This is a genomic window from Priestia sp. MDV22-iso46, assembly GCF_058629175.1.
Map to the genome: position 1 here is coordinate 239348 of NZ_JBZVWT010000003.1, position 22647 is coordinate 261994.

Sequence of the window (22647 nt, forward strand, 5' to 3'; positions counted from 1 at the left end):
AGAAATCCTGCTTTTTTATTTTTGTACAATTTCAAGGTGGTTTGTATTTTCTGGAGAAACGCTGCTAACTATTTGCTTTTCCTTAAAGAGACTTGTTTAACAAGAAAAAAAGAAGGAAAAGGAAGAAAAAGGAGATGTTTTAATTTGGAAATATTCATAACCTTAGCAGCAGGTGTGGGGTTTCTTTTCTCTTTTTTATATTCATCCTGTTATAAGTAAAAGAAAGGGGAAACCTTTGAGTGAAAGTGAAAGCCAAAGCTATATATTGAGAGGAGTAGCTGTAGTCGCTCTTTTAGCCAGCTTTATTTTAGGAAGTCACTTTTTATAAAAGAATGATAGATACATAATGTTAAGCGCATCTCTCAATCTAAAAAAAATGCTTATAAATAAACGATGTACTAAGAATCTCTGCTGAAGGTGACGAGAAAAACTTACACATGATGTAGTGGGTCTAGGCAGGGCATAGAAAGGAGCATAAGATGATGAAATGGTATAAGCATCTGTTGATTCCCTTTGCTATAGGCTTTTTAAGCTTCGTATGTTTTATGATGTATAGTAAAGCAGCAGGAAATACGAGTCTTCAGCTAAACCAGGCGCTGTTTATTTCAATAGGTATAGGTATTGGTGCAATCCCAGTCTCATTTTTTATAGAGTACCAAAAGAACAAAGGAAATAAAAAGTTTCATAGCTAATCTATATACCGAATGCCCTCTAGTTGTTTATTCTGTTGAAATAGATGTGATGATCTGTTTATTTTTGCAAAGATTGGTATGTTTGCCTTCGTTATTTTACTGCATATTGCCTTTCGAAAACTGGTTTTTTATGCTCATGAAAAACAAAAAACATCCCCAAAAGAAGCAAGCAGGGTATGAATAGGAGGAGTTTTGATTATTTTGATCATCTTGTTATCTATCCTAAACCTTTTGGAGTTTTATTATGGTGATTAGATATAGAAGTAAAAGAATTGCCTCCTAGCAAGTAGGAGGCAATTCTTAATCGCTGTCTAGGTAAGATAGCTCCGGTTTTAGTTTAAGCTCATGCTACAATCATTTTACTTTCTTTATTAGGAAGGTTGAAAGTCTTAATTAATCTTTCATTTCTTTTTTCGAAGGTAAAAACATTTATCTTTAATTACTCTTACTATACAAGCTGAAATGTAGATGGTACTTATTTTAAAAGGGAGCTTTCTGTTGACTCGGAATATACCAAGTTTGGCATTGTAATTTCAAGGAAATGCTTAATTACTAATGCGCATGCACCCAATTCATATGCCTTTTTTCTAGTTGAGGAGATTAATAATTCACGGTAGTGACTTATAGAGGAAGAAAGGCTGCTCTTAATTTTTTGTATAGAATCTGGATATCGAGAAAGTAATTCACTATCGATAATTAAAATTTCAGGATTGTAGATATTAATGACATTATTCAAACCAATTGAAAGGTAATGAATAAAATTCTCCATTTCTTGATGGGTTTCAATATCTTTTCTATTAAGCTCTTCTTCAATATGTTTAAAAGACATATTACGAACTTGTTTTCTTTGGGAAAGGTTCTTTAAAAAGCTTGACTCAGATGCATATTTCTCCCAGCATCCTTTGTTTCCACAGGCACAAAGCTCTCCATTTGGTTGAACAATCATATGACCAATTTCTCCTGCATAGCCATCATGACCTTTAGATAATTTGTTGTTTATTAAGATTCCAAGACCTATACCTGAACGAAGCGTTATACATACTAAGTTATCAGATTTATGATGTGTATAAGCTCGTTCAGCAAAAGCTAGCAAATTTGCATTGTTTTCAAGATAAACATTCACCTTTACTGCTGCTTCTAAGTCTTCTTTTAAAGCAATTTCATGCCACTGCAACCTAGGGATGTAGTGAATAATTTCATCAGTGGTAACAAGACCATGTATCGAAATAGCTATACCAATCAGGCCGTATCTAGACATAAGACATTTATCTTTATATTCATTAATTTTTTTTACTAATACACTAAGTATATTTGAGTAATTTGTATCGTGTATTTTGACTTTATCTGAAGAAACTGGACGTCCAAGAAGATTAGAAAGAGTAAATGAGATTTGACCATAATCTAGATCAATTCCTAGTGCATATCCTGCCGTTTCGTTCAAAGATAACATTATAGGCTTTCTTCCAACGTTTGAATAGTCTTGCTGTGTCTCAATAATAATATCTTCTTCAAGTAGACTTGCAACTTGTGCTGAAATAGTAGCTTTTGTTAATGCTGTAACCTTAGACAATTCAGCTCGTGAAATCATTCCTGCCTCTACAATTTTGCTAATAATTAAAGATCGATTTAATTTTTTGATATAAGCTGCATCACCGTTAGGCATAAATATATCCTCCAAATTTTCGTTGACATTGTTTTTTATTATAGCATCTTCGTGTGGAAAAATATTAATTGTAAAATTTAAAATATTTAATTGACTGAATTTTGTATACATGCTAAATTATTTCTATAATTAATTAGTTTAGTAAACGAACAAATTAATTATAACAGAAAATGAAAGTGTTTACATATCCTTTTAGCCATAAAGTCAATTTTGTTTCCTTAGGAGGAAAATAACATGAAAGAGTTTTTAGCAGACGATTTCTTACTATACACACCTACAGCTGTTAAGTTATATAAATACATTGCTAAAGAAATGCCGATCTTTGATTTTCACTGCCATTTAGACCCAAAAGAGATTTTAGAAAACAAACAATATAAAAACCTTACTCAGCTGTGGTTAGCAGGAGATCATTACAAGTGGCGAACAATGAGAATGAATGGTATAGCTGAGCATTTCATTACGGGAGAAGCTAGTGATTGGGAAAAATTTTTTGCTTGGGCAGAAACGGTGCCCTCTTTAATTGGAAATCCTTTGTACCACTGGACTCATATGGAATTAAAGAATTTTTTTAATATTGATAAAAGGCTTAGCCCGGATACGGCACTTGAAATTTGGAACGAATGCAACGAAAAACTGCAAAGTGCTGAGTTTACACCTCAATCGTTAATTAAGAAATCTAATGTACGATTTATAGGGACTACGGATGATCCTACCTCTACTCTTAAATATCATCAATTGCTAAAGCAAAATTCTACGTTTGAAACAAAAGTTGTTCCAACCTTTCGTCCTGATGGAGCAATGTTTATTGAACGTCCAACTTTTCAGAGATGGATCAAGAACCTTGAACACGTAGCTCAGAAACAAGTAACATCTTTAGCAACTTTAATTAAAGCGCTTAAACAGCGAGTTGATTATTTTCATGATAATGGGGGAAGAGCAGCGGATCATGATATTCCTTACATGAAATACCAAGAGGTGACTCTAGCAGAAGCCGAAATAATTTTTACGAGACGTATGAATGACGAACTTCTTTCACAAGATGAGTTAATTAAGTACCGATCGTTTCTTTTAAAAGAACTAGGAAAAATGTACGCTCACAAACAATGGGTAATGCAACTACACATCGGAGCTATGCGAAACAACAATACAAAAATGAAAAACCTTTTAGGAGCGGATGCAGGGTTTGATTCAATTGGAGAAGCTGATATCGCACGAGGATTATCGAAATTTCTGAATGCGCTTGATCAAGAAGATGCGCTTCCGAGAGTCGTGTTATTTAATTTGAATCCTAAAGATAATCCTGTACTTGCCGCTATGATGGGGAATTTTTATGAAAATGGCGTTCCTGGAAAAATTCAGTTTGGGACAGCTTGGTGGTTTAACGACCACATTGATGGAATGGAGAGACAAATGAAAGATTTTGCTAACGTTGGGTTACTCAGTCATTTTATCGGTATGTTGACAGACTCTCGCAGCTTTCTCTCCTATGAAAGACATGATTATTTTCGTAGAATACTATGCAACTTAATTGGCGAATGGGTAGAGCAAGGAAAGGTTCCCAATGATTCTACAGTTCTGCAAGCGCTGATTGAAAATATTTCTTATTACAACGCAGAGAGATACTTTTTACAACGTTAACATGAATAAAGTTCTTTTTCTTATTACGGATAATTCTAATGTTACAGATTAAAAGAAAGGAGAGAAAAAGATGGGTATTTTGCAAGATTTATTAAAAGATATTCCTATTCCTAAAATGGCCAAGGTACAAGTGGCATTTGATGATACAAAAATTCATGACGTTCAACATGTATTAACGGAAAAATTAAATCAAGAAAACATAAAAAGAAGAATAACACCTGGAATGGAAATTGCCATTGCAGTAGGTAGTAGAGGGCTTGATCAAATAGTCGAAATGACAGCTACCACAGTACAATTCTTAAAAGGACTTGGAGCTAATCCTTTTATTGTTCCAAGCATGGGTAGTCATGGCGGAGCAACTGCTGAAGGCCAGCAAGAAGTTTTACGCCATCTTGGAATAACCGAAGAGAGTGTACAATGTGAGATTCGTTCTTCAATGGAGGTAGTGGAAATTGGACAATTATCCAATGGATTACCTGTCTTTGTAGATAAGCATGCTTCAAAAGCTGATGGAATTATCGTTGTAAATCGAATAAAACCACATACAGCTTTTCGCGGTCCAGTGGAAAGTGGTCTCATGAAAATGATTAGCATTGGTTTAGGAAAACAAAAAGGGGCAGAAGCTTGCCATCAACTAGGATTTAAATATATGGCTGAAAACGTTCCTGCAATGGCTAAAGTTATTATGCGAGAACTTCCTGTTCTATTTGGCATTGCTAGTATTGAAAACTCATTTGATAAAGTAGCTGTAATAGAAGTATTGCCGTCTGAACAAATTGAGGATAAAGAGACGAATCTACAAATTATAGCTAAACAGCTTTTACCGAAACTGTACTTTGATGAGCTAGACGTGCTGGTTATTGATGAAATTGGTAAAAATATTAGTGGGGATGGAATGGATCCTAATGTCACAGGACGCTATCCAACTCCATATGCTCATGGCGGACCGGCCGTTAATAAGATGGTTGTTTTGGACTTGACTCCCCAAACAGAAGGAAATGCAAATGGAGTCGGAACTGCAGACTTTACAACTCAAAGATTAGTAGATAAAGCAAACCTAGAATTTATGTACGCCAATGGCTTAACTTCAACAGTTGTGGCGCCTACAAAAATACCTACTACGTTACCTAATGATCGCCAAGCCATTCAGGCAGCTATTAAAACGAGTAATATATTAGACTTTACTCAAGTAAAGATGGTGCGAATTAAAAATACGTTAGAGCTAAGTGAAATTGAGGTTTCTGAGGCATTGCTAAATCATATCCATTCTCATCCTCATATGCAACAAAGTTCAGAGTTGTATTCTATATCATTTAATAAAGAAGGAAATTTTTTGAGAGTGGAGGACAGAAATGAAACAATTATTTGATTTAACTAAAAAAACTGCAGTCGTAATTGGTGGAAATAGTGTTTTAGGTTCATCTATAGCGATAGGACTAGCTAATCATGGAGCAACAGTTGCTATTGTAGGACGTAATTTAGAAAAAGCAGAAGATGTAGTGAAGGAAATAGAACGTAATGGAGGAAAAGCAAAAGCTTTTCAAGCTGATGTCAGTGCTCGTGAATCCTTAATTGAAGTAGCTAGTGCAATTGAAAAATGGTCAGGAGGATGGGATATTCTTCTTAACGCTCCTGGTAAAAATAGTGGAACTCCTTTTTTTGAGCTAGATATGGACGAATGGGATGATATTATGGATGTCAATCTAAAAGGGGTTGTACTTACGTGTCAAATTTTTGCTGAAAAAATGATCGAACAAAAAAGAAAAGGCAGTATTATTAATATTTCTTCTGTTTCTTCGACTACTCCGTTATCTAAAGTATTTACGTATTCTGTGTCAAAAGCCGGTCTTAATAGTGTAACGCAATTTTTAGCTAGAGAGTTAGCTCCGAACGGTATTCGGGTCAACGCAATTATTCCTGGATTTTTTCCAGCAGAACAAAATAAAAAATTACTAAGTTCACAGAGGGTAGATTCAATTATGGGACATACACCTATGAAGCGGTTTGGTAAGCCAGAAGAACTACAAGGAGCAGCTGTTTGGCTTTCTTCAGAAAAGGCTTCTAGTTTTGTAACAGGAACGCTAATACGGGTTGATGGTGGATTTGGAAGCATGACAATTTAAAAGTAAGAAGATTGTCAAAGACGGGAGGATAAGAACATGTTGGGCAAAAAATACGAGATTTTAACTTCTATTCTTCGAGATATGGAATCAGTTGTTGTAGCTTTCTCCGGAGGAGTCGATAGCACTTTCTTATTAAAAGTGGCTGTTGAAACATTAGGAAATGAAAATGTGATTGCAGTAACTGCAGATTCGGAGACCTATCCATCAAGTGAACTGGAAGAAGCCAAGGTGCTAGCAAGGCAAATTGGGGTAAGGCATCAGATCATTGAGACATCAGAATTAGCTATTCCAGGCTATTCGGAAAACAACAAAAATAGATGCTATTTTTGTAAAAGTAGCTTATTTGATCATCTGAAGCCAATTATTGAAGAATACCAATTTAAAACGATTGTATATGGTGCTATAGCGGATGATATGAATGAACACCGACCTGGCATGAAGGCTGCAAAGGAAAAAGGAATACGAGGACCTTTACTAGAGGCTAATTTGTTTAAAAAAGAAATTAGAGAGTTATCTCAGCAGTTAGAGTTACCAACTTGGAATAAGCCTTCATTTGCTTGCTTATCTTCTAGAATTGCTTACGGTGAGTATATTACGAAAGAAAAATTAACCAAAGTAGAAAAAGCAGAAGCCTATTTAAAAGAGCTAGGTGTTGGTCAAGTGAGAGTTCGAACCCATAAAGAGATTGCTAGAATTGAAGTGGAACCTCAGGATATGAACTTTATTATGGAAAAAAATAATATCATTACTAAGAAATTGAAGGGACTAGGCTATAAATATATTACATTAGATTTGACTGGTTATCAAAGTGGTAGCATGAATCAAGCTTTATCCAAAGTGGAATAGTGACACTAAACTTCACTGAATAAACAATCTAAGGTGTGTGACGAACAATGATAAAAGAAATTTTGAAACAAGTTCAGCAAGGGAAACTAACTGTGGCAGATGCTGAAAAAGAGTTAGCTACATATGAGGATCTAGGTTTTGCTAAGGTAGATTATCATCGAAAAAAACGTCAAGGTTTTTCAGAAGTAGTATTTGGTGAAGGGAAAACAGCCGAACAAATCATTTCTATTATTAAAGCGCTGCAACTGAAAGATAAGTCGGTGCTTGTGACGCGAATATCAAAAGAAAAAGCAAATCAAGTGCTTGAAGCATGCCCAAGTTTTGCATATAACGAGGTAGCAAAAATTCTCTTTTGGAAGGACTCGGATCAGGATTCTTTTTTTGAAGGATATATTGCCATTGTTTGTGCAGGAACCTCTGACTTGCCTGTGGCAGAAGAAGCTGCAGTAACTGCAGAAATACTCGGGTGTAAAGTTCGCCGTATTTATGACGTAGGAGTAGCTGGTATTCATCGACTCTTAAATAATATTGATGAGATTCAAAATGCTACTGTGACAGTGGTAGTAGCTGGTATGGAAGGAGCTCTTCCAAGCGTTGTTGGTGGATTGGTTTCCCATCCGGTCATTGCTGTACCTACTAGCATTGGTTATGGAGCAAATTTTAACGGATTATCAGCTTTATTAACTATGCTAAATTCATGTTCTTCCGGAATTAGCGTAGTTAATATTGATAATGGGTTCGGCGCTGCTTACAACGCTGCTTTGATTCACCGATTAATTCAAAAAGGAGCTAAACATAATGAGAACGCTTTATCTTGACTGCTTTTCAGGCATTAGTGGTGATATGTTCATTGGTGCACTTATTGATGCTGGAGGAGATTCAACTCTTTTAGAAGAGGAGCTTCAAAAACTAAATATTTCTGAAGAGTATAAATTGAGCTGGAGAAAAGTTGTGAAAAATGGAATCTCTAGTACGAAGTTTGATGTAGAACTATCGGAAACAGCTGATCACAAGTATGCTGATGGACATCAACATAATCATAAACATGAAGATGTCGACCACAATCACGAACATGAACATAGCGACCATCATCACAAGCATGAACATAGCGATCATCACGAACACAGCCATCACCATAGTCATCGTGCTTACCAAGATATTGTAAAGCTAATCGACGGAAGTCAATTATCTCAAGAAGTGAAAGAAACTTCGTTAAACATTTTTAGAAAAATTGGGGAAGCTGAAGGTCTTATTCACGGTATTTCTTTAGAAAAAGTACACTTTCACGAAGTCGGAGCTGTAGACTCGATTATAGATATTGTAGGAGCTTCTATTTTGATAAACAAACTAGAAATTCAAAAAATAAAATCATCACCTGTTTGTGTAGGTGCTGGTAAAGTACATATTGATCATGGGATTTATCCAATCCCTGCACCTGCTACTTTAGAAATATTAAAAGGTGTTCCTCTTCAGCAAAGCAATATAAAAAGCGAGTTAACCACGCCTACAGGTGCAGCTATTGTATCAGTGCTTTCAGAAGAATTCTGTACAGTTCCTTCCATGACAGTACAATCAGTGGGGTATGGAGCAGGAACAAAAGATTTTGAAAAACATCCTAATGTGCTCCGAGTAATTATTGGTGAGGAAAATTGAAAGTCTGAAGTATCCTATCTCAAAGTAAACAGGAACTAAAAGAAAGGAGAGACTATTTTGTCTTCACACATTCCTCCTAACTTGGAGCACATCGATCGTAAAATGATAAAAATGGAAGTGAATCTTGACGATATTTCTGGCGAATTACTGGGATATATTATGGACTTGCTTTTAGAGTCCGGAGCCAACGACGTCTTTTACACGCCTATTTACATGAAGAAAAACAGACCAGGTGTTTTACTTCAGCTGCTTTGTGCAGAGGCATATGTAGATAAAATAAAGGAGATTTTATTTCAGGAAACAACAACTTTGGGAATTCGCTATTATCCATTGTCGGTTCACCGGCTGGAACGAGAATTCCATAAAGTAGAAACCGAATGGGGAAGCGTTACAGTAAAAACCGGACTTATGAAAGGTGAAGTTGTACAAAGGGCACCAGAATTTGAAGATTGTAAGTTCATTGCTGAGACTTACAGCGTTCCTTTAAAAAAAGTATATGAACAAGTGTGGAAAGAGTTAAAGAAAAGAGAAAATTGATGCTTTAAGTTTGTGGGCTACTAACTTAAAAAGAGACATCTGAAAGGAGTGTGATAGATTTTAAATATTGAAACATCTATGTCTACTTTTTAATGAAAGGGTTTACAAAAGGGGATTGTAAATGGGAGAAAGAGGGGATAGTTATATGGCATTACCAGTGGTTCCAAGTAAAAGGCCAGTAGTTACGGTTTCTAAAAAGCTAACTTTCAAAGAAAAGATGTCTTATGGTTTTGGTGATATTGGTAACGGACTTATGTTTGATATGGGACAGTTATACCTTCTAAAATTTTATACAGATGTTTTGGGAATCTCTGCTTACTGGGGAGGGCTAGTATTTTTAATTTCTAAAATATTTGACGCGTTTGCAGATACAAGTGTTGGTGCATTTGTAGATTCAAGAACAAATATCTCAAAAAGAGGAAAGTTCCGACCTTTCATTTTATGGGGAACAGTTCCTCTAGCATTAATGACGGTCATCTCGTTTTTGGCTCCAAACTTTTCAGACACCGGAAAGATTGTTTGGGCATTTGCCACCTATATGGGATTTGGGCTAGCCTATTCATTTGTTAATATCCCATATGGTTCTTTGTCTGCAGCGATGACACAAGATCCAATTGACCGTGCATCTTTGGGTTCATTTAGAGCAATTGGTAGTCAGACAGCTCTTCTTATTTCAGGAGTAGTGGTAATTCCTGTTGTGCTACAGTTTGCTAATAAAGAAGTGGGGTACATCGTGGCTATATCTGTGATGTCAATATTCGGAATTTTGTTTCATTTAATTTGCTATCGTAATACTAAAGAAAACGTTATTAGAGCCCCAAGAAAAGAAAAGGTGCCTTTATCTAAACTATTCAAAGCATTGTTTTCAAACCGTCCTCTTATTGTATTGTGTTTAGCAGCGTTATTCATGATTGCTTCTTCCAATATTCGCAACGCTGTTCAGTTGTACTATTTGGAGTATAATTTAAAAAGCCCAGAATTAATGTCAATACTTTCCTTTTTAAGTATAGGGCTTGCTGTAGTTGGTTCAATGTTCATCCCAGCAATGGTAAAAAGAATAGGGAAGAAAAATACATTTATGCTTGGGCTTTTAGTTTGCATTGCCTGTGATGTTTTAAATTTTATATTACCAACGAGTACAGTAACGTTTTTAACTATTTTTTCATTAGGAAACTTTGCATTAGCATTTGCGCTTGGTCTACCGTGGGTAATGATTGCTGATTCCATCGACTATCATGAGTGGAATTCGGGAGAACGTACAGAAGGCATTGTTTACTCAACATACAGTTTCTTCCGAAAGCTTGCGCAGGCTTTGGCAGGTTTTATTCCAGGAGTTGCACTGAGCTTAATTGGGTACGTTCCAAATATTCAGCAGTCTTCAGATACATTGTTAGGTCTCAAGGGGTTATTATTTCTTGCTCCGGCGGCTCTTAATATTATTGGATTAATCATTTTATTTTTCTTTTATAACCTTACAGATAATTTATACAGTAAAATTGTTGCCGACTTGAAAGAGAGAAGCAGCTTTAACTAAAAAAATTTGATAAAAAGTATTTTGAATAGGAGCTACTAAAGACAATATTTATAAACTTTTATTAGGAAGCAGCTTGACACACTATTTTATAATACATGCATAGTAAAGGAGATACCACATGAGTATTAAGGAAAATTATCAATTTACTTTCATAAATGAAACTGATAACATTCTTCAATTTGAACTAGAAGAGAATAACATATATGCGAAAATTATGATACTTGAAACAGATATTATCAGGATTTTGTTTACAGACGGTGAGGAATTACAACTAGATAAAACTTGGAGTGTCGCACCCGGGCAGTCAGATGTTCCATTGGAGGGGCGCAAACGTTTGGATACAAGCGGTTTTTCACTACCAAGCTATGAGTTTAGTAATAATAACGGTGAATGCACCGTAGAAACTTCAGCGTTAAAGCTTAATGTTGATTTAAATGGATTTAAGATTAGCTGGTTTTACCGTGAGGATTCTGGGTGGGTGAATTTTGCGAATGACCGAAAAACTCAGGCGTATAATTTTGATGGTTCACTTGGTGAGGGGATCGTTCATTATTTAAAGCGTGATTTAGATGAACAATATTTTGGATTAGGAGAAAAGACAGGATCAGTTGATAAACATGGAAAGCGCTATCGAATGCAAGCAATTGATGCAATGGGGTATGATGCAGAATATAGCGATCCTCTTTATAAACATATTCCTTTTTACATCACAAGGCATAGAGAAACAGGATTCTCATTTGGGGTCTTCTATGATAATTTGTCCAGTTCAATTTTCGAACTAGGTACGGAACTCGATAACTATCATGAGCTATACAGATACTATCAAGCTAAACAAGGTGATTTAGATTACTATATTATTGGAGGCCCAAAAGTTAAAGATGTTACTCGGAAATTTTCATGGTTAACTGGACAAACAATCTTTCCACCGAAGTGGAGCTTGGGGTATTCTGGATCGACAATGAGTTATACCGATGCTCCAGATGCACAAATGCAGTTAAACGAATTCTTAAAGCTGTGTGAAAAACATGATATCTTATGTGATTCATTCCAATTGTCGTCGGGCTATACGTCAATTGAAGATAAGCGTTATGTATTTAATTGGAACCAATCAAAAATTCCTTCACCAAAAAAGATGGTAAACGACTTTCATGATAAGGGTTTACGTTTATGTGCAAATATTAAGCCCTGTTTATTAAAAGATCATCCCTTATTTAATGAGTTAAAAGAAAAAAAGATGTTTATAACAAATAGTCATAACGAAGAACCTGAAATGGCACAATTTTGGGATGAAATAGGTGCCTATTTAGATTTTACCAATAAAGAAACCTACGACTGGTGGAAAGGGCAAGTAAAAGAAAAGCTATTGGATTATGGAATTGATTCCACTTGGAATGATAATAATGAATTTGAAATCTGGAGTAAGGAAGCCATCTGTCACGGTTTTGGGAACAATAAAGAGTTTGAACTGATTCGTGCACTTCATCCACTGCTTATGATGAAGGCTTCCTATGAAGCACAGTTGGAACATAACCCTCAGTTGCGTCCTTATTTAATATCACGATCCGGCTCTGTGGGAATGCATCGTTATGTGCAAACATGGACAGGCGATAATCGCACCAGTTGGAAAACGTTAAAATTCAATATCAAGATGGGGATAGGGCTAAGTTTATCCGGTATTTATAATTTTGGACATGACGTAGGTGGATTTTCTGGCCCTGCTCCTGAACCTGAATTATTCGTAAGATGGATACAAAATGGAATTGTTCATCCGAGATTTACTATCCACTCTTGGAACGATGACGAGACAGTTAATGAACCTTGGATGTATCCTGAAGTTCTAGACTCAATTAGAGAATTAATTAAATTTAGAACAAAAATAATTCCATATATTTATAGTGAGTTGCGCGAAACCTCTAATAGCTACCATCCTATTATAAGGCCTACTTTTTATGATTTTGAACATGATGAAACTACCTTTGAAGAAAATGACGACTTTATGCTAGGCGATTCTCTGCTGGTTGCTTCCGTTGTTGAAAAAGGAAAGAAAGAGCGAGAAGTGTATTTGCCAAATAATCCTGGAGGATGGTACGATTTTCATGTTGGAACGTGGTATGAAGGGGGAAAAAAGGTTGAAATTCCTGCACCTTTACACTATACGCCGCTGCTAGCTAAGGCGGGAGCAATCATCCCGATTAATGAAGCAGAAGTAACTTTTTCAACGAAGAATATGGATGAAAGAGGATTTTTATTATTTCCTTGTAGAGGAAAAGGGAAATCTTCTTATAGCTTATACGAAGATGATGGGTTAACAAACGAATATTTGCACACATTTGCGTACATTCATGTTGATATGGAAACTACAGAAGATGAGATTCAAATAAACATTAACAAGGAAGGTTCTTATGAATTACCTTATAACCAGATTACGTTTCACCTTCCGGAAAAAGAGCAGCGCAAGCTAACTATCAATGGATTAGATCAAAATGTTGGAAAAGGAACATTTAGTTATAATCTGAGCTGTTAATAAATATAATCATTGACCCTATAGCTACTATAGGGTCTAGTTGTTTTTATTTCTACATTTATAGCGCAGTTGAGTAAAAAAGATTTATTTACAGCGATAAGTATCAAAAATTGTATGCCTAGAAGACTCTGTTTCAAGCCTCTACCTAGGTTCTGCGTGAACAAAGACTTCATTATTCTCTCAGTTTATAGCTCTTAAAGTCTTATATCGAGAAAATCGTACCGGTTTTACCTAGCTCTATCTAAAAAATAACTAAAAGAATAAATAGCAAGAATTTTTAAGAAAATTTTAATAACTAGCTAAGAAACTTCTAATTTCCTCTTTATTTTTTTGTAAGTTGTCTCCTTTAAGATAGAAGTAATCGAGTAGCCCACCTTATTTTGAACGAATGAAAGTTAAATAAGGTTGTATGACCAAAATACGAATGGGTAACCTCACTACTTAAAATGGAGGCTGATGTACACTTATGAATCTAGAGGTTTTTCGAAATTACTCCTTGCATCATTTGAAGAAAGATATACTATCGGGTATTGTTGTTGGCATTATAGCTATACCTTTAGGGTTAGGATTTGCGATAGCTTCTGGAATATCGCCTGTTACAGGACTTTATACAACGATTGTAGCGGGATTGTTAATTGCTATTTTAGGTGGATGTAGGTTTCAAATCGCGGGACCTACAGGTGCGTTTGTTCCTGTTTTATTAGGAATTGTGTTGCAATATGGCTATGAAAACTTATTAATTGCCGGCTTTATGTCCGGAATTCTCCTCATTATCTTTGCGCTATGTAAAGTAGGAGCTTTAATCAAGTATTTTCCGTCCTCTATTATTGTAGGGTTTCAGTCGGGAATTGCGCTGATTATCTTTAGCGGGCAGATTCCAAACTTCCTTGGGTTACACGCTATTGAAAAATATCAGTATTTTCATTTGAATATAAAAGAGATCTTTGGTAATTTACATTTCATCAACATCTATAGTATTGCTACGGCAGCGATATGCTTATTAACCATTTTAATTGTTCTTTATTTTTCACCTAAGTCGCTTGGGATGTCCTATCTACTCGGAATCATTGTATCAACGGGCTTGGCATCTTTTTTCTTTTCCAATCAGTTTGAAACCATTGGTTCCATTTACGGAGAGATACCTCGCCATTTTCCGGCCCCAGCGTTTCCAGATATAACAGTGGAGAGGGTGGTCACTCTTTTACCTTCTGCGTTTGTGATTGCTATACTTGTAGGGTTACAGTCTTTACTGACAGCTCGCGTTGCGGATGAAATGACAAAATTAAAGCACAGCAGCAAAAAAGAACTGATCGGTCAAGGAATTGTAAATATGGTAACGCCGATGTTTTCAGGTATTCCCGCAGCAGGAGAGATTGCAAGAACCGTTACCAATATTAAAAACGGCGCTTCCTCTCCAATTGCAGGCATCACGCATGCTATCTTTGTTTTGATTGTGCTGTTAGTGTTAGCTCCGTACGCTTCATACGTGGCGCTTGCCAGTCTTGCACCAGTTCTAATGGTCGTGGCATGGAATATCAGTAAAAAAGAACAGTTTGCAAAGGTGATAAAAGAAAAATCATTCCATTCATTGGTTTTACTTACGACATTTTCGTTAACGGTGTTTACAAACCTGACGATCGGAATAGCCGTTGGATTATGTTTGTGTGGTGCACACTTTATGATAAAAAAGAGCAAAGAAAAACAAAAGTTATTAAGAAAAACGAGTTAATTTTACTAAGTGAGATGAATGAAGTAATAGAAAAAGGCCTCTAAGATAGAGGCCTTTTTTTCTTTGGTGGAAAATTTTATAGTTATTGACAATCGTTATCACTGACGTATAATATATACAGAGTAATAATTGATAAAGATTATCATTATCAAATAAGAACAACGTGAAAAAGGAGAAGATTAAACTGAAGAAGCTATTTTTTATACCATTTCTACTTATACTGGCTATTATCGTGAGCGCTTGTGGAAACAGCGAAACGACAAACGGAAAAGATAAGGGAGATACTAAAAGTGAAACAATTACATATAAATCAGAAGCTGGACCTGTCAAAGTTCCTAAAAACCCTAAAAGAATAGTGGCTCTTAGCAACGGCCCTAATGTAATGTCTTTAGGAGGAAAGCTCGTTGGGATTGATGAATGGAGCAGTATGAACCCGCTTTTTAAAGAAAAAGTAAAGGGAGTAGAAGTAGTATCAGAGGATGATTTAGAAAAGATTATGGAGCTGAAACCAGACTTAATTATTGCTGGATCTGAAATGAAGAACATCAAGAAACTAAATAAAATAGCTCCTACCGTTGTCTTTACTTGGGGTAAATTAGATTATTTGAATCAGCAAATAGAAATTGGAAAGCTTTTAAACAAAGAAAAAGAAGCGAAAGAATGGGTGAATGATTTCCAAAAACGCGCAGCGGCTGCAGGAGAAGCAATTCGCAAAAAAATCGGTAAAGATGCGACTGTTTCTGTGATTGAAAGCGGCAATAAAGAGTTTTATGTATTTGGAAATAACTATGCGCGCGGAACAGAAGTATTGTATCAGGCAATGAAGCTAAACATGCCTAAAAAAGTAAAAGAGAAAGCACTTGAATCGGGTATCTATACGTTTTCTTCAGAATTACTTCCTGAGTTCGCGGGCGATTATATAATCTTGAGTAAAAGTACGGATGGCGATAATTCGTTTTTAAAAACAAGTGTGTGGAAGAACATACCTGCGGTTAAGAACAATCGTGTGTTCGAAATTAACACAAAAGCTTCGACCTACAGTGATCCAATAACATTGGAATATCTTTTAGGATTTTTCGAAAAATCGTTTCTTGAAAAATAATAGGTGAGATATATTTTTTATTCGAAAATTAGCCCGGTTCTACACGAACAAAGCTTAGATATAAACGGAATGGATACGCCCTCTATAAACTATTATTTCAATTTATAGGAGGCGTATTGTCCGTCTTCATTACTTTCCTTCAAACCAGCAGCGAGCGTTATCAAAAAGCATATGCTGAATCTGCTGTTCCGTTACGCCTTTTCTTTTTAACTCAGGAACGACTTCTTCTAATACAAAGCTCATCGACCATTTTGGAAAACGTTCTTCAATCACGCCTTCTGGAAACCAGTCCATTGTACAGCAGTAGTCTTGTGAGAGAAACATGCGGTTTGAATATCCTTGTTTAGCTAACTCAATAACCGTGTTGTTTCTATTTTCAGTTGAACATTCTCTTGTTAGGCCGTAGCGGTCCATTCCAATAAAAGCACCTTGAGTTAATATGTTTGAAATGTACTCAAGATTATCCGTATCTCCCGTATGTCCAATCAGAATTTGATTTGGATTAGCGCCTTCATCCAGTAAGATGTCAAGCTGCTTCAAGCCCGTACCGCTTGCAGGATGTGAATGCGTCATAATCGGCACGCCTGTTTTTTTATGAGCTCGTGCTACAGCGCGCATTACTTTTTCTACATCAGCCGTTACGCCAGGTGCATCCGTAGCGCATTTTAGAAAACCTGCTTTGATCGACGTGTTTTGAATGCCGACTTCAATGTCTCGAACAAACAGGTCTGCCATATAGTCAATGCTTCGAGTTTGAAAATGGGTAGGGATGTAGTTATACGTATAAATTCCTGTGGCTGCGACGATTTGAGTGTCTGTTTCACGGGCAATTCGTTCAATAAAACGAATATCCCGTCCTTGTTCCATCACCGTAGGATCACAGATTGTTTTGACTCCGAGTGCCTTCGCACGATTTACTTGTTCTACTGCTTTTGCAACTTCTTGTTCTTCATCATACAAATGAGGAAACTGCGCATGAACAGATTCAGAACGAACGCGCATATGTTCATGGATTAACGTTAGCCCTAGTTCTGACGTATGGACTGGGCCTGTTACCGAATTGATAAATGTCATAGTACGATTCCTTTCATCATATACCTGTAAATCAAACAGCGAGTGATTAGGTACAGTTTTAATATAATCTGTTTTTATATATAGACTACTGTTATAAAAAACACATATTGCATTATACAACATATGTGTTGTCTTACACAACAGGCGGGACTTTTACTCACTATGACAAAAAATCCTTCTTTCCAAACAGAAAGAAGGACTAGTTATATTGATGATTACCCAGCATTTACGCTGTAATTATCACCGTTTAATTTACGGAATTTCATATAGCTGCCAACTCTCCAAATGACAATATATATAAAAGCTAGTGTCATCGTTAAGACCGCGAAGTCTATGGAATCTAAGCCTTTGAAGTATTGGCTCAAAGCCATTCTTATAAAGATAATGGCGATAATCACATATTTAAAATTCTTATTTGGCTTTGAATAAATAAAGCCATCTTCTCTTACTTCATAGTCTGTTTGGCTAAGCATAATGAGTCCGAATATAGCACCTAGTACACCAGCAATCATCATTTCCCAGTATGGAGGTAAGTGAAAGGGCTGGCCTGGTATGTGCATCATCTGACTTAGACTAAGTGAAAATGCAATTAATATGAACAAAATAGGAGCTAATATACCAAGTCCATTCCTTTTAATGGGTCTATGTTTCCTTTTAACCCTTCTCCAAATAATGAATCCAATAAGAGCGATAACCAATATATAAATAAATAGCATTTCCATCGTCATGTTTCCTCCTTTTTTATTTCGATGTTCGTACAATCCACTATTTAGTATAAACAATAAAAGGATGGAGATAAAAGTGCATTCTTTCATTTTTACACATGAGAATTCTCATTATTTTTTATGACTGCCGTTTTAGTTTTTTGTATATGCTTCATTAACTGTTTATCTCTTTTTTACCATAATATGTTAGAATTATAGAAAGCGTAGTGTAAATAAATTTTGTTTACACGCTGTCATAGTTATAGAGGTGAATGAGTTGAGGTTAGGAAATCAATTGCAAAAGTTAAGAGAAGAACAAAAGATGTCGGAAGAAGAGGTTGCTGAGCAGCTGAGTGTATCGGTACAGCACATACATAAGTGGGAGAATAATAAAAGCTATCCTGACATTCAGCATCTTTTAAAATTAAGCGACATCTACGAGACGACTATTGATGAATTTATTAAAAAGGATGCCACATTACAAAACAGAATGAACATTCGTGAAGAAGAAAAAGAGGACGACGATGAACTGTTTCACCCAGGTTTTTATATCGGAATAGGTATTATGTTTCTTGGTACTTTACTTAGCCTGATTATCGGCAATCTTACAATTACGATGGTGTCCAATATCGCTGGAATGTTAATTACTTGTTTTTATAAAGATATCTTAAAACTTTTAAAAGACGTCAAAAAAGATTTTTATGAACAAGGATGAAATAGCAGAAAAACGATGAGGTGTACCAGGTGAAAGAATTGAATTTGAATTTTATGATCATATCTCTTTTATGTTTAGCCAGCTATTACTTATTTCGAGTGGTCGCATACTCTTTAGCGAGAAAGTATGTAGATAAAACGTCTGAAGGAAATGTTTTGAACTGGGCTGTAAATGTACTTGTTAGAGGCGGTAAAAAGATGGAGCTCAGTGATTATGTCACGTGGGCAGGATTTTGTGCGTTTTTGTACCTTGTATAATCACAGTAAAACAGTAGAAAGCCATCTCCTTATTTTAAACGGATAGAACGTTGCCTTAAACTTTACTCAGTACTTTCTACGAGCTCAAATGATAAAAGAGTCAGTAACATATAAAATTCTTAAAGCGAATAGTATAGGTTATTAATGAACGCTAAAGGAGAAAGTTGGTTTAGTAATGATTAAGTCAAAACTTTTGTGGAAAGTTATTGGTCTAGAAATCTTAGTCATTTTTTGGTTTGTGGTAAACGGTGCATACGTGAGCATGACGCATCCTACTACACATTATCTTCAGTTTTTAGGAATCGTTCCTTTGGCAATAGGAATAGCTTTTTATCTCACAAAAACAAAAAAGTGGCAGCATTTCTTCTCTTTTCAACAAAACATGTCGTTTAGAACGAGAATCTATTTTTAAGCGGTTATGCTTTCTATTTATGGAATCGAAAATCTACTTTATCTGTTTCTCATAATCAAGTTAGTGGCTAATTAAAAGAGGTTGAGACAAAAGTAGTTTAGTTGAAGGTGAATCCGAACGAGGGATGGAGAATCAAACTCGTTCGGATTTTTTTGTTATTGTGATGGACGTAGGTTTCGTTTATGTGGGTAGGTGCTTCTAGCGGTTGATTGGAGGGCATGGCGAAGACTCCTGCGGGAAAAGCGGAATAGGTGAGACCTCGCAGGAACGTAAGCGACGAGGAGGCTCAGCGGGTGCCCGCGGAAAGCGAAGCCTTGCACAGAAATCAACAGCGATGTAGCGAGTGACCTAAACTAGCTCATGTATCCAATTTGCTCGCCTTTAGATTGAATTGCTTTAGTTGTGTCTTACTCTCTTTTTAGTGTTTCGAAGCAGGTATTAATCTACCCAAAACTGAATAACTTCTATGGCTAATGTTACTACATTTAATTTGTTGGGACTTCATTAAACGCAAAAGGGGAGAACTATATGTTTGAAGAAAAAGTAGGGATTATTACGGGTGGAACGTCGGGGATTGGCTTAGCTACAGCGGAATTACTCGCAAAAGAGGGCATGCATATCGTGATTGCTTCTAGAAATAGTGAAAAAGGAGAAGAAGCTCTTTCTGTATTAAGAAAGTGGTCTCCTCACTCTCTTTTTATCAAAACGGATGTAACGAATAGTCAAGATGTTAAAAATCTCGTGAGCCAAACATACTCGACGTTTGGAAAAATTGATGTGAGCTTTAGTAATGCGGCTAACACGGAGGCAGCTTCTAATGCTACCCATGAATTCAAAGAAGAAGACTTTGACCATTTAATAAACGTTACGTTAAAAAGTGTATGGCTTTGTATGAAATATCAGTTGCAGGTAATGACCAAACAAAATAGCGGGGTCATTGTAAATACATCGTCAATGGACGCTATTTTATGTTCAGCAGGGACTGGCGTATATGCGGCTGGGAAAAGCGGTGTGATTGCTTTAACGAAGTCAGTTGCTCAAGAATATGGCCATCAACATATAAGAATTAACTCTCTGTGCCCAGGTGCATTTCGTACGCCTATGTTAGAAGAAAGGTTTTCAAATCTATCTGAAGACGAAAAAGCAAAGCTCAATGAATCCTATCAAAAGCTAAACGCGCTGGGCAGAATTGGTGATCCGATTGAAGCCGCAAAAGCAGTAAAATGGCTCCTTTCTGATGATGCTTCGTTTGTTACGGGTCAAAACATTATTGTAGACGGTGGGATTGGATTTAGGTTTGAGTAAGAATATTTACTCTTACTTGTTGTTACAAGCGTATTTATTTCCGTCCAAGAGGCAAAAAAGAAAACGGTGTAAAGTAAAAGAGAAACTGGCTGCTAAAGGCGGTGATGAAATGGCAATTGGAGTGGCATTAACAGTTTTAGTAGTAGGGCTTATGTTTGCAAGCGGACTAAGCCGAGGGAAAACAGCTAAAAGAAAATATATAGTGTGGGGAACAACGATTATATTGATCATAGCTCCATTTTTTTCATGGGTGGTTTCGGTTCTATATGCTATTAGTCAGGAAGAAGGTTTTGCAGGAGTTGCATTAATGATGTTATTGTTTCCATTTTTCTTCTTAGTAGGACTTGTTACGATGTTAATAGGAGTCTTTAAGAAAGAGAGTACTAATAAATCTATTTAAAAAAGAAAGAACCATCAAGAGTACAGCCCATAGTAATATGAATTAGGAACAACTAAAGTAAAATCTTTAATCTATTAATAAAAAAAGCCAATTCGTGTTAAATTCGAATTGGCTTTTGCATTTTTCGGAACGACTGTTGTACAAATACACCTTTGGCTAAAGCAAGAATCTCTTTTATTACTCTTCTGATTTTGAAGATAGCACTTCTTTTTTTAGAAAGAAGCATAAAACAAAGGCAATGATCGTAAGTACAAATGCGTAAGTATAGATATGCTGAAACGATTCAATAAATAAAACTTTAATTTTCATAAATAATTCTGGAGTAAGTCCACTTGGAATTCCTCCTGCTGCCAGGCTATTCATGTTATTTGCCATACTTTTAGGCAATTCATCGCCTAAACTGCTTAGATTTGACGTAAGTGTGGAAGATAATAGCGTCCCAAACATACTTACTCCGACAGTTGCGCCAATAGACTGAAACAATGGAACGGTTGCCAAGGCAATTCCTTTGTGTTCTTTTTCTACAGATTCTTGAACAATTAAGTTATCTCCACCGAACATAACGCCTAAACCAAGACCGGTGATAAAAAAGAAAATAATGACCTGCAGGGTAGTGGTACTAATATCTAATTTAGAAAATAAATAAAAACCGATAACAGGCATAATGAAAGAAATCACGAATAATTCGCGGTACCGAACTTTTGTTAATAGAAATCCAGAAACGATTGAGGTTGCAACAGCACCTACCATCATGGGCAAAGTTAAATACCCAGATTCTGTAGGAGTAAGGCCTAATACGTTTTGTGCAAAGTAAGGGAAAGATGAGAATGAGCCCATCAATCCACAGCCTACAGTAAAAACAAGCAGTGACAATACTAAAATATTACGATTTCTAAATAGATGCAGCGGTACAATAGGTTCAATCACTTTTGATTCCACCCAAATAAACAGTCCAATTAAAATCACGCCTACACATAGTAGCGAAACGATAAATGGAGAGCTCCACGTATACCCTTCGTTCTCGACTAAAACAGGCGTAATTAATAACGAAATGATTGCAGCTACTAGAAGAATAGCTCCTGCCCAATCAATTGTTACTTTTTTTCTTTCATGTACTTCTTTTAACCCACTTGCTAAAAAAATGACTGCTATTAATCCCACTGGAATATTCACGAAGAAAATCCAATGCCAGCTTGCTTGATCTACAAAAAAGCCTCCCATTAGCGGGCCTAAAAGCATAGGGATAAACATAACTGGTCCCATAAACGCTTGAACTTTTGCTCGTTGTTCAACAGGGAACAAATCACTCGAAATCGTCATGGCTAATGGCATGAGGCCACCCGCGCCAAGTCCTTGAATTCCTCTTCCAATTAAAAGCATAATCATTGAATGAGAAAGCCCGCATATAATGGAGCCTCCAATAAAGAAAGCCATAGAAGCGAAGTAGACTTTTTTTCGACTAAATAAATCGGCTAATTTTCCTAGTATAGGCATGAAAGCAGATAGAGCTAGCATATAGATGCCTGCAACCCAGCCATACATAGATAATCCGCCAAGATCACGTATAATCGTTGGCATGGCTGTATTTACAACTGTTTCATCAAGCTCAGAAAAAATAATTCCAATCATTAATCCAGTCATTACTAGTATTTTATTGTTTTTATTATTTAAAACTTGTTCTCCAACATTTGAGATGTTTTCCATATTGCGTTTCCTCTCGTGAAATTATTAGAAATGAT

General features: G+C 36.1%; 20 protein-coding genes and 1 pseudogene. 17 read left to right on the forward strand and 4 right to left on the reverse strand.

Annotated features, from left to right (window positions below; all coding sequences use genetic code 11):
- Positions 1–479 precede the first annotated feature (479 nt).
- The gene (locus tag AC4NPH_RS18485; protein ID WP_078082021.1) at positions 480–692 is read left to right on the forward strand and encodes a hypothetical protein; all 213 of its coding nucleotides are present in this window, start codon (positions 480–482) and stop codon (positions 690–692) included.
- Between the two features lie 475 nt (positions 693–1167).
- Here AC4NPH_RS18485 and AC4NPH_RS18490 read toward each other — a convergent pair whose 3' ends face one another.
- Entirely contained in the window at positions 1168–2355 is a 1188-nt protein-coding gene (locus tag AC4NPH_RS18490) for an ROK family protein (RefSeq protein ID WP_491938843.1), read from the reverse strand.
- A gap of 234 nt (positions 2356–2589) precedes the next feature.
- Between AC4NPH_RS18490 and uxaC the strand changes: the two genes are divergently transcribed.
- The 10 genes and pseudogenes from uxaC (at position 2590) to AC4NPH_RS18540 (ending at position 16041) form a co-directional block, all read left to right on the forward strand.
- Positions 2590–3993, forward strand: coding sequence for a glucuronate isomerase (gene uxaC / locus AC4NPH_RS18495; RefSeq protein WP_053487530.1), 1404 nt, complete (start codon positions 2590–2592; stop codon positions 3991–3993).
- 70 nt (positions 3994–4063) lie between these two features.
- The gene (locus AC4NPH_RS18500; protein WP_491938844.1) at positions 4064–5362 is read left to right on the forward strand and encodes a nickel pincer cofactor-dependent isomerase, group 22; all 1299 of its coding nucleotides are present in this window, start codon (positions 4064–4066) and stop codon (positions 5360–5362) included.
- Complete coding sequence (locus tag AC4NPH_RS18505; RefSeq protein ID WP_013058128.1) at positions 5346–6116, forward strand: SDR family oxidoreductase; 771 nt, start codon at positions 5346–5348, stop codon at positions 6114–6116. The genes AC4NPH_RS18500 and AC4NPH_RS18505 overlap by 17 nt, the downstream gene beginning before the upstream one ends.
- 36 nt (positions 6117–6152) lie before the next feature.
- Positions 6153–6962, forward strand: a complete 810-nt coding sequence (gene larE / locus AC4NPH_RS18510) for an ATP-dependent sacrificial sulfur transferase LarE (RefSeq protein ID WP_057273636.1) — start codon at positions 6153–6155, stop codon at positions 6960–6962.
- A gap of 47 nt (positions 6963–7009) precedes the next feature.
- The gene (larB, locus tag AC4NPH_RS18515) at positions 7010–7780 is read left to right on the forward strand and encodes a nickel pincer cofactor biosynthesis protein LarB (RefSeq protein WP_013058126.1); all 771 of its coding nucleotides are present in this window, start codon (positions 7010–7012) and stop codon (positions 7778–7780) included.
- Between the two features lie 25 nt (positions 7781–7805).
- Positions 7806–9152 (forward strand): annotated as a pseudogene (larC, locus tag AC4NPH_RS18520) (nickel pincer cofactor biosynthesis protein LarC).
- A 145-nt stretch (positions 9153–9297) separates the two neighbouring features.
- On the forward strand, positions 9298–10686 hold the full coding sequence (locus AC4NPH_RS18525; RefSeq protein WP_240530800.1) for a glycoside-pentoside-hexuronide (GPH):cation symporter: 1389 nt from the start codon (positions 9298–9300) through the stop codon (positions 10684–10686).
- Positions 10687–10804: 118 nt separating this feature from the next.
- Positions 10805–13210 carry a glycoside hydrolase family 31 protein gene (locus AC4NPH_RS18530; protein ID WP_098322247.1) on the forward strand — a complete coding sequence of 802 codons (2406 nt, stop codon included), beginning with the start codon at positions 10805–10807 and terminating at the stop codon, positions 13208–13210.
- Between the two features lie 466 nt (positions 13211–13676).
- Positions 13677–14939, forward strand: coding sequence for a SulP family inorganic anion transporter (locus tag AC4NPH_RS18535; RefSeq protein ID WP_308333986.1), 1263 nt, complete (start codon positions 13677–13679; stop codon positions 14937–14939).
- Positions 14940–15123: 184 nt separating this feature from the next.
- The gene (locus AC4NPH_RS18540) at positions 15124–16041 is read left to right on the forward strand and encodes an iron-hydroxamate ABC transporter substrate-binding protein (protein WP_029323202.1); all 918 of its coding nucleotides are present in this window, start codon (positions 15124–15126) and stop codon (positions 16039–16041) included.
- Between the two features lie 129 nt (positions 16042–16170).
- Here AC4NPH_RS18540 and AC4NPH_RS18545 read toward each other — a convergent pair whose 3' ends face one another.
- Both AC4NPH_RS18545 and AC4NPH_RS18550 read right to left on the reverse strand, forming a co-directional pair.
- Entirely contained in the window at positions 16171–17115 is a 945-nt protein-coding gene (locus AC4NPH_RS18545; RefSeq protein ID WP_013058118.1) for a phosphotriesterase family protein, read from the reverse strand.
- Positions 17116–17330: 215 nt separating this feature from the next.
- Complete coding sequence (locus AC4NPH_RS18550) at positions 17331–17837, reverse strand: CcdC protein domain-containing protein (RefSeq protein ID WP_240530798.1); 507 nt, start codon at positions 17835–17837, stop codon at positions 17331–17333.
- A gap of 250 nt (positions 17838–18087) precedes the next feature.
- Here AC4NPH_RS18550 and AC4NPH_RS18555 point away from each other — a divergent pair, with 250 nt between their 5' ends.
- From AC4NPH_RS18555 to AC4NPH_RS18580, 6 genes are all read left to right on the forward strand, one after another.
- Positions 18088–18534 (forward strand): helix-turn-helix domain-containing protein, encoded by a 447-nt coding sequence (locus tag AC4NPH_RS18555; protein WP_240530797.1) that lies wholly within the window; start codon positions 18088–18090, stop codon positions 18532–18534.
- Positions 18535–18563: 29 nt separating this feature from the next.
- Positions 18564–18791, forward strand: a complete 228-nt coding sequence (locus AC4NPH_RS18560) for a hypothetical protein (protein WP_061859358.1) — start codon at positions 18564–18566, stop codon at positions 18789–18791.
- Between the two features lie 175 nt (positions 18792–18966).
- Positions 18967–19203 (forward strand): hypothetical protein, encoded by a 237-nt coding sequence (locus tag AC4NPH_RS18565; protein WP_063672175.1) that lies wholly within the window; start codon positions 18967–18969, stop codon positions 19201–19203.
- A 205-nt stretch (positions 19204–19408) separates the two neighbouring features.
- Entirely contained in the window at positions 19409–19543 is a 135-nt protein-coding gene (locus tag AC4NPH_RS18570) for a hypothetical protein (RefSeq protein WP_255255970.1), read from the forward strand.
- Positions 19544–19731: 188 nt separating this feature from the next.
- A complete protein-coding gene (locus AC4NPH_RS18575) occupies positions 19732–20508 on the forward strand; it encodes an SDR family NAD(P)-dependent oxidoreductase (protein WP_098196759.1) in 777 nt (258 codons plus the stop codon).
- Complete coding sequence (locus tag AC4NPH_RS18580; RefSeq protein WP_255286346.1) at positions 20501–20908, forward strand: hypothetical protein; 408 nt, start codon at positions 20501–20503, stop codon at positions 20906–20908. The genes AC4NPH_RS18575 and AC4NPH_RS18580 overlap by 8 nt, the downstream gene beginning before the upstream one ends.
- A gap of 177 nt (positions 20909–21085) precedes the next feature.
- Here AC4NPH_RS18580 and AC4NPH_RS18585 read toward each other — a convergent pair whose 3' ends face one another.
- The gene (locus AC4NPH_RS18585; RefSeq protein ID WP_013058109.1) at positions 21086–22612 is read right to left on the reverse strand and encodes an MDR family MFS transporter; all 1527 of its coding nucleotides are present in this window, start codon (positions 22610–22612) and stop codon (positions 21086–21088) included.
- Positions 22613–22647: the final 35 nt, after the last annotated feature.